Raw genomic sequence first — 10,038 nt, 5'->3', positions numbered from 1 at the left:
CCTAATAACAGTTTAAGTACTTTAGCTTGTCTCACAGGATCAGGTTCATTAGGTATATCGCCTGAAGAAAGCTGTGTTTCATCAAGTTTCGCCCCAAAACCCAGTCCTTCAAGTTTGGCCGTAATTTGCTGACTCCCTTCATTATGGAAGACTTTCAGTTTTCGATTGGGAAGATCAAAAGTAAGACCTTTAACTGCTTCAATATCTGCAAGAGCCATACGGACCATTTGCTCTTCAGCAGAGCAATCCATTTTAGGAATGGTATAGGTACTTGTTTGCTTAGCTTGTTGATTGCTTATATAAGTTTCAGTCTTCACAAGCTTTGCACCAAAACCCAAAGCTTCAAGTTTGGTAGTTATATTTTCATCTTTTTGATTATGTAGAACCTTTAAAGACCGGTTAGGTAAATCAAAGATGAGTTTTTGAACACCATCAATTGAAGATAGCGCCATACGAACCATCTGTTCTTCCGCAGAACAATCCATTTTGGGAACTAAGTATTCACTCATGTAGTGCGAATCTTTTAAAACGTCTTCAGTGCTTAAATTTTCTTTGGGATCAGAACCACAACAGGATTGAGCGGTATCTTCACAACTGTTTGAAGTGTTACAGCAAGGAGATGAAGATTTTTCTTCTTCCTCTTCACCACAACAGCTAGGCGTATTATCACAATTCTTTGAATTGCTTGCTTCTGCAATTGATGGATGATTTTCTTGTTGAGATTTCTTATCTTCGCATGGTGTTTCTTTACTACATCCACAGCCACTCATAGTTATACCCATTAAAAAAATTTATAAACTTTGAATATTAGAATCCCTATAGTTACTATAGAGTCAAGATTTTTTGGAAATACCAACTCAATGCATTTAAAAATTGGTGAACTCTCTAAAAAAACCTCATGTTCAGTATTAACAATTAGGTTTTATGAAAAGGAAGGTTTAATTCCGGAACCCGAAAGAACGGAAGGAAATTACCGCCTTTACGATATAGGCTATGTTGAGCGAATTAAGTTTATTTTGAATTGCCGAACTTTAAATATGAGTTTGAATGAAATTCGTCAATTACTCACCTATAAAGATAATCCCAAGAAAAATTGTTCAGATGTGAATGAATTAATTGACTTACATGTCAGTGCTATCAGAGAAAATATAATCAAGCAACAAAAGCTTATTGAACAATTATCTGATTTAAGAGGTACTTGTGATGGTTTATGTACAATTGACCAATGTGGAGTTCTAAAAAATCTAGCTTGATTATCTAGACCTATGCTTTTTTCAAAAATTCTGTATATCTTTACTTAAGGCTGCAAAAAGTTTAAGGTTACTCAAATTCTGTGATCAGATCTTTGATAGATCTGGACAGCTTCTTATTGGTGTTTTAAATACAGATTTGTGTATGAAGAGAAAAACATTTCTAATCCAGATATTGGTACTCTTATTCACATTCCAGAATATTTGGAGTGTGGCAGAGGCTGCGTGTCTGCATGAAATGCCAAACATACCCAATTCAATACTCTCTAATCCAATCGATTTAGACGAAAAGAGTGATAGTCCTCGTCAAGCACTTTATTCCCTAGAAAACTATAAAGAAATCTATGACTATTGTCAGAAGGTTTGTTTTAACGAAAAGTGCAGTCATTTCTCAAATACAATCGTGATTCAGATTGACCCACCCGATGATCTGAAGCTTAAAGCTAATTTTGAGACCGGCATTACCCCAACTTATTTGGGAATAACTTTTTATAAACCCCCTTATCTGGATCAATTAACCCCGCCTCCCGATTTGCCCCTACTATTGGTGGGGTAGTCTTATAAAAGCCCACCACTCCTAATTTCATTATGCGTGGGGCATTTTCATGTCAAAAAACAAATTACATCAGGATACCTCCATCCTGAATTTATCCTGGTCAGCCTTAGGTAGCGGTATCTTGCTATCTGCAATGATCAGCTTCAGTACTTCCGTAGTCGCCAGTACTCAAGATTTAACGCTGCAGCAAGCTATTGAGCAGGTTAACCAATATCAAGCGTCCCAAAATTTCTGGGAAACGCAAAACAGCATTAATGCCACGAATCTTCAGCAAAGTAAGCTGTTTAAAAATCCTGAACTGTCAGTTGAACAAACGGGATTTGGTTCAAATAATGAAAAAGAGCTTACCATTGGCATATCACAACCCTTGGATATTTTTGGTGAGCGAAGAGCAAACCAAAAATTAGCCAGTCTCTCTACAGATAAAACAGCGCTGAAACAGAAGATTTATCAAGCACAAATTGAGCTTGCAGTGAAATATGTATGGTCACAACTGGCCATTGCTGAACTTGAAAAAAACATTGTCAATGAACAACTTCGGGTGAGCCAAGAAAACCTTCAAGCAATCGAAAAGCGCTTTAATGCAGGCAGTATTGCCCAAGTAGATGTAAATCGCGCACGTTTAAGCCATGCTGAAAATATCCGTCTTTTTAGACAGGCAGACTTACAGGTACAAGTGGCCACCCAACAATTATCAAATTTATGGGGTACGTCTGATAAGTCATTGCAGGTAAACCTCTCTTCACAAAAGCTCTGGCCAAAATCGACTCATGAACAGGTTCAAGAATATTTAGCGGAAAACTACGTTGAGAAATATCGAGCTTTACTGGTATTAGAGTCTCAAGCAACGGTTGATCAACTAAGGGCAAAGGCACGTCCTAACCCCACTTTAAACCTAGGTGTCAACCGCACCCAATCCTTGGAAAACTCCACACAAAATCAATTAGTAGTCGGAGTCAGTGTACCGCTTAATATTTTCGATCGTCAGCAAAATGGCATAAAAATCGCGCAAGAAAAAATGAACTTATTAGAGCGTCAGAAAGAGTTTTATCTGAAGCAAAATGCGCTGCAAATAGGCACAATTTTAACCGAGTTGCAGGGTTTAGAGCTGCAATTCAAAGTCGTTGACGAGACTCAAATTCCTTTGGCGACTCAAGTTCAAAGTAAGACGCTACAAGGTTTCTTGGCAGGCAAGTTTGCTTTAACCGATGTTCAGCAAGCCACGCTTCAATTACAAGACATCCGTCTGCGTAAAGTCCAGTTGTTACGGGATGGCTGGCAAAAGGCCATTGAAGCAGAAAGTTTGAGCTTAGGCATTAGCCCAAGTGAAGTCATGTCGAAAGATGCTATTGCACAAATCAATCAAAACTTATGGCAAGACATACAGGCCATGCCTGTCATTGGTGGGGGAAATTAACATGTTCGATCTTAAAAACAGCTTAAAAAAACAGAGCGGAAAAATCTCTCAACCTCTACTGATTAGTTTGGTTATCGGCGCTACCGTACTCCTCAGTATTTTTTTGATCTTAACTGGTAAGAATAAATCGGAAACATCAGATGAACATGCAGAGGAAGAAAGCGGAGAAGAACATGGCGGTGAAACCGAAGAGCATGCAGAAGGTGTGAGCCTGACTGCCAAGCAACTGGTGGAACAGGGCATACAATTATCAGCGGTCGATCAAGGCCCGGTGGTTAAATTAAGTTCTTATCCTGCCAAACTGAATGTGAATACTGACCAGCAAGCGCACGTCTCACCGAGTTTTAGTGGTCATGTAGAAAATGTCTATGTAGAACTCGGTCAAAAAGTTCAGAAAGGACAGCCTTTGGCTGCGTTGCTTGTTCCTGATCTAGTTGATCAGCAGGCCAATCTTAAAATTGAACAAACCAACCTTGAACTGGCGAAACAAGACTATGATCGTGAGCGTCAGCTTTGGTCACAGGGCATTTCAGCAAAACAGGACTATCAACGTGCTTATAACAGCTATAAACGGGCACAAATTCAGGTTCAAGCGGCCCAATCACGTTTAAGTGCATTTGGTGCAGTGAATGCCAGTAACGGACGCTATATTTTGAAAGCTCCCATTTCTGGCGTGATCAGTAAAAAGGATTTGGTTCTCGGGGAAAATGTTCAGTTAGCCGATCAACTCTTTACGATAGACCGGTTAGATCAACTCTGGCTTGAGTTTATTGTTCCAAATTCTGAAATTATGGGCTTAGCCCCGAATCAAAAGATCGAATTTAAATCCTTGCAAACAGAAAAGGTTTATCAAGCTGTTATTCAGACTTTAAATACTGAAGCGGATATTCAAACAGGTCGTCTTCAGGTGCGAGCAAAAGTTGAATCGAATGCAACCGAATTACGTCCAAACTTGATGGTGAACGTACAGTTGCAACAACGGAGTGAAAGTACCGCATTACGGGTACTTAAGTCCGCAGTTCAGAATGTCGATGGAAAAGATGTGGTTTTTGTCGCCACTCAGCATGGACAAAAAGTTGAATTCAGTCCGCAACCTGTGAAATTAGGGCAATCATCTGGGGAGAGCCAATGGATTGAAGTGGTGAGTGGGCTTAGTCAGGGACAAAAATATGCCGCTCAAGGCAGTTTTTTACTGAAATCCGAGCTGGAAAAAGGAGAGGCTTCACATGAGCACTGAAACTCCTCAAATTCCAGACCACGAATCGGTAAAACCTGAAGGACTGTTTGATCGACTGATCCAGTTTTCTATCCATAACGCAATCTGGGTCATGCTGTTTATTGCGGCTTGGATTGCTATTGGTATTTATAGTTATCAAAAGTTACCGATTGATGCTGTACCAGATATTACCAATACTCAGGTGCAGATTAACACTTCAGCCAATGGTTTTACGGCTTTAGAAATGGAACAGCGGATTACATATCCAATCGAGAATGCCATGTCAGGCATGCCGAAAATGGAACAAACCCGTTCGATTTCACGCTACGGCTTATCGCAAGTGACCATCATTTTTGAAGATGGCACGGATATTTACTGGGCCAGACAGCTTATCAACCAGCGCTTGCAAGAAGCAATGGGAGAAATGCCTGAAGATGTGCAACCTAACATGTCGCCTATTTCGACAGGTTTAGGTGAAATCTATCAATGGGTGATTAAAGCCGAACCAAATGCTAAAAAGCCGGATGGAACCCCTTATTCGGCGATGGATTTACGTGAAATTCAGGATTGGATTGTAAGACCGCAATTACAGCGCGTAAAAGGCGTTGCGGAGATCAACAGTATCGGTGGCTTTAATAAAACCTATGTGGTTGCCCCTGATCTGAACCGATTGCAACAATTGCAAATTCCTTTGTCTGATTTACAAACTGCCTTAACAGAGAATAATGAAAACCGTGGTGCTGGCTATATTGAGAAAAATGGACAACAGCTAACGGTTCGTGTTCCCGGCACTTTAAACACGATTGAAGATATCCAGAACATCAGTATTGCCAGTAAAAACGGCTATCCGATTCGGGTGGCAGATGTCGCCAATGTCTCAATTGGTCATGACTTGAGAACAGGGGCTGCAACCTATAATGGTGAAGAAACTGTATTGGGTATTGCCATGATGATGATGGGAGAAAATAGCCGTACCGTTGCTCAAGCCATTGATGAAAAGGTGCAATCGATCCAGCAATCGCTACCTAAAGGTGTGGTGATTGAGACTGTGTATGACCGTACGCATTTGGTTGATCGGGCGATCAAAACCGTTCAGAAAAATTTGATTGAGGGTGCAATCCTCGTCATTGTTATTTTATTTCTCTTTCTAGGTAATTTCCGTGCTGCGCTGATCACGGCTTGCGTTATTCCACTGTCAATGCTGTTTACCTTGACGGGAATGGCAGAGCAGAAGATTAGTGCAAATCTGATGAGTTTAGGGGCACTGGACTTCGGTATTATTATTGATGGTGCAGTGGTTATTGTAGAAAACTGTATCCGTCGGCTAGCAGAAGCTCAGAAGCTGAAAGGTGGTTTACTTAGCCGTTCTGAAAGATTTAAAGAAGTCTTCTTGGCTGCAAAACAGGCGCGTCGTCCTCTGATTTTTGGACAGTTAATTATTTTGGTGGTTTATCTACCTATCTTTACCCTGACGGGTGTAGAAGCCAAACTTTTCCATCCTATGGCAATGACTGTTGTACTGGCTTTAATTGGGGCCATGATTTTATCTGTCACTTTTGTGCCAGCCGCAGTTGCCCTATTTGTCACTGGAGAAGTCAAGGAAACCGAAAGTCGCTGGATGCATTGGCTTAAAACCAAATATGAACTGCTTTTAGATAAAGCCTATGAGCTTCGTTTATTTGTGACTATTGTGGCTGCCTGTATTTTAGTGCTTACGGGCGTGCTAGCCACTCAAACAGGTAGCGAGTTTGCACCTCAACTGGGTGAAGGTGATTTTGCTGTTCAGCAAATGCGTTCCCCAAGTACAGGGTTAGAACAGTCACTGAGAATGCAGGAAAATACTGAAAAGTTACTGTTGAAAGAATTTCCTGAAATTAAAGCGATCTTTGCTCGTACCGGTACAGCAGAAGTGGCCACAGATGTTATGCCACCCAACATTTCAGATGGCGTGGTACTGTTAAAACCTCATGATGAATGGCCTGATCCAAAACAAACGATTGATGAGCTTCGCCAAAGAATGATTACTTTCTTAGCGACATTGCCGGGAAATAACAGTGAGTTCTCGCAACCCATTGAACTGCGCTTTAACGAGTTAATTTCAGGGGTGCGAAGTGATGTGGGTGTCAAATTATTTGGTGATGACATGGAGATTCTAAATCGCGAAGCGAATAAAATTTCTCAAAAAATTAACTCAATTTCAGGCGCGACAGCCGTTAATGTAGAACAGACCAGTGGCTTACCCTTGTTGAATGTAGAGGTGGATAAGTCCAGAGCTGCACAATATGGCTTGTCGGTAAGAGCAATTCAGGATCTGGTAGCTACAAGTGTCGGTGGCCAGAATGTTGGAACAATTTTACAGGGAGACAAGCGTTTTGATTTTGTCATCCGTCTAGATGAATCCCAGCGTAGTCCTGAACAGTTAGCGGTACTTCCTATTCAATTGCCGAATGGTGGTTTAGTCCAACTGCAAGATGTGGCACGCGTTGAAAATATCCTGGGTATTAATCAGGTCAGCCGTGAAAATGGTAAACGTCGAGTGGTTATTACTGCAAATGTAGAAGGACGTGATTTAGGCTCATTCGTAACAGAGCTTCAGAGCACGTTATCCAAACAGGAATTACCAAGCGGTTATTGGATAGATTATGGCGGTCAATTTCAAAATCTGATGTCTGCAAAAGCGCGTATGCAATTGGTGGTTCCGCTCGCATTGTTGACGATCTTTATTTTATTGATGGCTGTATTCCATAATATCAAAGAAAGCTTACTGGTCTTTAGTGGTGTACCGTTTGCCTTATGTGGAGGCTTAATCGCGTTGTGGTTGCGTGACATTCCATTATCCATGTCAGCAGGGGTTGGCTTCATTGCACTATCGGGGGTGGCTGTACTGAATGGCTTAGTCATGCTCACCTTTATCAAAGAGTTGCGACAACAATATGACCTTTATTATGCAACGTGGCAGGGTGCAATTTTGCGTCTTAGACCTGTGCTGATGACCGCTTGTGTGGCGTCCCTTGGGTTTGTCCCGATGGCTTTGGCAACCGGAACTGGGGCAGAAGTACAGAGACCTTTAGCAACAGTGGTTATTGGAGGAATTATCTCCTCTACCCTGCTTACATTGGTTTTATTGCCCGTACTGTACCGCTGGATGAATGAAAAGAAAGTTTCTTAATCCAATAGATTAGTCGATTTACAGCAGAGATATTGGCTGTTATCCAATATCTCTGCTCATCATAAATAGAATAAGGAAAATATTTTATGTCAGAACATCATGATCATAGCCATGCGGTTGTTACTGAAGAAAATAGTAAGAAGTTAATGGTTGCCTTAGGTTTAACGACTACTTTTTTAATAGTAGAAGTTGTCGCTGCTTTTATTACCCAAAGTTTGGCTTTGTTATCTGATGCAGCTCATATGTTTACTGATGTAGCCGCTTTAGCTATTGCTCTTGCCGCTATCAAAATTGGTAAAAAAGCCGCAGATGATAAAAGAACTTTTGGCTATCAGCGATTTGAAATTTTAGCGGCTCTGTTTAATGCGGTGATGCTTTTTGTGGTAGCAATATATATTGTATATGAAGCTTATCAACGTTTTACGAACCCTGCTGAAATTCAAAGTGTTGAAATGATGATTGTCGCGGTCATTGGTTTGGTCGTAAATTTGATTTCAATGAAAATCCTTTCTGCGAGTGCTGAAGGAAGTCTAAATATAAAAGGTGCATATTTAGAAGTTCTTAGTGATGCTCTAGGATCGATAGGCGTGATTATCGGAGGAATAGTTATTTATTTTACCCAGTGGATGTGGGTTGATACCGTAATCGCTGTGTTAATTGGCTTCTGGGTCTTACCTCGAACTTGGATTTTATTAAAACAAAGTATTAATATTCTGCTTGAAGGAGTTCCTGATGAGATTGATATTGAGTCGTTAAGAAATGATTTATTGAAGCTAGAGGGCGTTGAAGGGATTCATCAGTTGAAAGTCTGGGCTATATCCTCAAAAAATATTCATTTAACTGCTCATTTGGTTGCTCCGAATAGCAATACAGATCAACTCTATCAAAAGGCCTTAGAAGTTCTAAAACATAATCATAATATTACTGAAATTACGTTACAAATAGAAAGTAAGGAATGTAATACATTGGAACAGCATAAACATTAAAGTGCTGCTCTTTCTACATAATGGACAGATGACTAGGCTGATAAACCTTACCATTTTCCTGTATTACACTTCTATTTATCACACGCACTTTAAACACCATCCTGAGACATTTTAAAATTACAAGAATGTAATTTATGAGTCCTCTGGGTGTTAATTCTTTAAAGTTAGAATATCTAACAAGTATTAAATGAGAGTAAATAAACATGCTATTCAAAAATAAATTTTGTACTAAATTACTGTTAATTAGTGCATTCTTTAGTATCGCAAGTTTTAGTTATGCAGATGGCGGCTTGTTATTTCTTGAAAAGAATTTAAAAGCTTCTAAAGTTGAAAATTCTAAACAAAAACAAGTTAAAAATAATGAATCAAATGAATCAAATGAATCAAATGAATCAAATGAATAGTTGGGTTGCATAAATAAATCAATTAGACTTATTCATTCAGCAATATAATTCCTGAATGAATAAGTTTATAACTAAAACCGGCTTTGTTGCATAAACATTCAAAAGCTGAGTTTTCCCCAATCCATTCAAATTTAAGTGACAACTTGGGTGTGAGGTCTACCTAATTCCGTAAATCTATTCAGAACTGCCACACGCGCATGAATTTCATTGACCTGACTTTGAAAATGTCTTGCCGTCAGCTTATCTCCTAATAATTTGATGCAATGCATCTTGGTTTCCACCAAACTGCGACGGTGATAGCCCGACCATTTTTTCCATAGGGTTCTGCCTAAATGTTTAACCGTTTGAAGTAACTCATTTCGTTCTATTGAACTGATTTTAGAATCTTTCCAGGGCTTGGCATTCTTCCTGGGTGGAATTACGGCACTGTTGCAAATAACCACGAATGGTAAGCTGAAGACTGTTTTAGCTAAAGGTGCAGCATATGAATCCTTTCCATGGTCGGCATTTTCAGGGCGAAATCATTCTTTGGGCTGTGCGCTGGTATTGTAAATATGGCATTAGCTATCGTGAACTGCAGGAAATGCTGGCCGAACGGGGTGTGAATGTTGATCACACGACTATTTACCGTTGGGTTCAACGTTATGCTCCTGAAATAGAAAAACGTTTACGCTGGTATTGGCGTAATCCTACAGATCTGAGCTCGTGGCATATTGATGAAACCTATGTAAAAGTGAATGGACGATGGTCTTATCTGTATCGTGCAGTCGATCAACGTGGCGATACCATTGATTTTTATCTTTCTTCTAGACGTAATACCAAATCAGCATATTGTTTTCTTGGAAAAATTTTAAATAATGTGAAGAAGTGGCAAATTCCACAAGTGATCAACACGGATAAAGCACCCACATATGGACGTGCTTTATCACGGTTAAAACGGGAAGGTAAATGTCCACCAGACCTTGAGCACAGGCAGATTAAGTATAAAAATAACGTGATTGAATGTGATCATGGCAAGCTAAAGCGGATCATCAGGGCCA

Annotated in this window: 8 protein-coding genes and 2 pseudogenes; 8 read left to right on the top strand and 2 right to left on the bottom strand. The window is 40.0% G+C overall.

Features of this window, described 5'->3' with window-relative positions; all coding sequences use genetic code 11:
- Window positions 1-770 (bottom strand): annotated as a pseudogene (locus B4J23_RS11710) (heavy metal-associated domain-containing protein); the annotation flags it as partial.
- A 90-nt stretch (window positions 771-860) separates the two neighbouring features.
- Between B4J23_RS11710 and cadR the strand changes: the two are divergent.
- The 7 genes from cadR (at window position 861) to B4J23_RS11675 (ending at window position 8,998) form a co-directional block, all read left to right on the top strand.
- Window positions 861-1,253 (top strand): Cd(II)/Pb(II)-responsive transcriptional regulator, encoded by a 393-nt coding sequence (gene cadR, locus B4J23_RS11705; protein ID WP_004281856.1) that lies wholly within the window; start codon window positions 861-863, stop codon window positions 1,251-1,253.
- Between the two features lie 142 nt (window positions 1,254-1,395).
- Window positions 1,396-1,806 carry a hypothetical protein gene (locus B4J23_RS11700; RefSeq protein WP_004733191.1) on the top strand — a complete coding sequence of 137 codons (411 nt, stop codon included), beginning with the start codon at window positions 1,396-1,398 and terminating at the stop codon, window positions 1,804-1,806.
- Window positions 1,807-1,855: 49 nt separating this feature from the next.
- Window positions 1,856-3,223, top strand: coding sequence for a TolC family protein (locus tag B4J23_RS11695; protein WP_004281854.1), 1,368 nt, complete (start codon window positions 1,856-1,858; stop codon window positions 3,221-3,223).
- 1 nt (window position 3,224) lies between these two features.
- Window positions 3,225-4,460, top strand: a complete 1,236-nt coding sequence (locus B4J23_RS11690) for an efflux RND transporter periplasmic adaptor subunit (RefSeq protein ID WP_004281853.1) — start codon at window positions 3,225-3,227, stop codon at window positions 4,458-4,460.
- Window positions 4,450-7,608 (top strand): efflux RND transporter permease subunit, encoded by a 3,159-nt coding sequence (locus B4J23_RS11685; RefSeq protein WP_291360796.1) that lies wholly within the window; start codon window positions 4,450-4,452, stop codon window positions 7,606-7,608. The genes B4J23_RS11690 and B4J23_RS11685 overlap by 11 nt, the downstream gene beginning before the upstream one ends.
- Before the next feature lie 86 nt (window positions 7,609-7,694).
- The gene (locus B4J23_RS11680; protein ID WP_004733183.1) at window positions 7,695-8,594 is read left to right on the top strand and encodes a cation diffusion facilitator family transporter; all 900 of its coding nucleotides are present in this window, start codon (window positions 7,695-7,697) and stop codon (window positions 8,592-8,594) included.
- Window positions 8,595-8,797: 203 nt separating this feature from the next.
- Window positions 8,798-8,998 (top strand): hypothetical protein, encoded by a 201-nt coding sequence (locus B4J23_RS11675; RefSeq protein ID WP_004665980.1) that lies wholly within the window; start codon window positions 8,798-8,800, stop codon window positions 8,996-8,998.
- Between the two features lie 131 nt (window positions 8,999-9,129).
- On the opposite strand, the pseudogene B4J23_RS11670 reads toward B4J23_RS11675, so the two are convergent.
- Window positions 9,130-9,423 (bottom strand): annotated as a pseudogene (locus tag B4J23_RS11670) (transposase); the annotation flags it as partial.
- Between the two features lie 59 nt (window positions 9,424-9,482).
- Here B4J23_RS11670 and B4J23_RS11665 point away from each other — a divergent pair.
- On the top strand, window positions 9,483-10,038 hold a 556-nt coding region (locus B4J23_RS11665), incomplete at its 3' end, for an IS6-like element IS1006 family transposase (protein WP_291360787.1).

Origin of the sequence: Acinetobacter sp. UBA3025 (assembly GCF_002367915.1) — a bacterium.
In the GTDB taxonomy this organism is placed as follows: domain Bacteria; phylum Pseudomonadota; class Gammaproteobacteria; order Pseudomonadales; family Moraxellaceae; genus Acinetobacter.
This window is presented reverse-complemented; position numbering and strand designations above follow the sequence as displayed.

What these genes read in the sequence shown, in the direction of transcription:
- B4J23_RS11700 (WP_004733191.1), top strand. Translation starts at nt 1,396, where the DNA reads ATGAAGAGAAAAACATTTCTAATCCAGATATTGGTACTCTTATTCACA.
- cadR (WP_004281856.1), top strand. Translation starts at nt 861, where the DNA reads ATGCATTTAAAAATTGGTGAACTCTCTAAAAAAACCTCATGTTCAGTA.
- B4J23_RS11685 (WP_291360796.1), top strand. Translation starts at nt 4,450, where the DNA reads ATGAGCACTGAAACTCCTCAAATTCCAGACCACGAATCGGTAAAACCT.
- B4J23_RS11695 (WP_004281854.1), top strand. Translation starts at nt 1,856, where the DNA reads ATGTCAAAAAACAAATTACATCAGGATACCTCCATCCTGAATTTATCC.
- B4J23_RS11690 (WP_004281853.1), top strand. Translation starts at nt 3,225, where the DNA reads ATGTTCGATCTTAAAAACAGCTTAAAAAAACAGAGCGGAAAAATCTCT.
- B4J23_RS11675 (WP_004665980.1), top strand. Translation starts at nt 8,798, where the DNA reads ATGCTATTCAAAAATAAATTTTGTACTAAATTACTGTTAATTAGTGCA.
- B4J23_RS11680 (WP_004733183.1), top strand. Translation starts at nt 7,695, where the DNA reads ATGTCAGAACATCATGATCATAGCCATGCGGTTGTTACTGAAGAAAAT.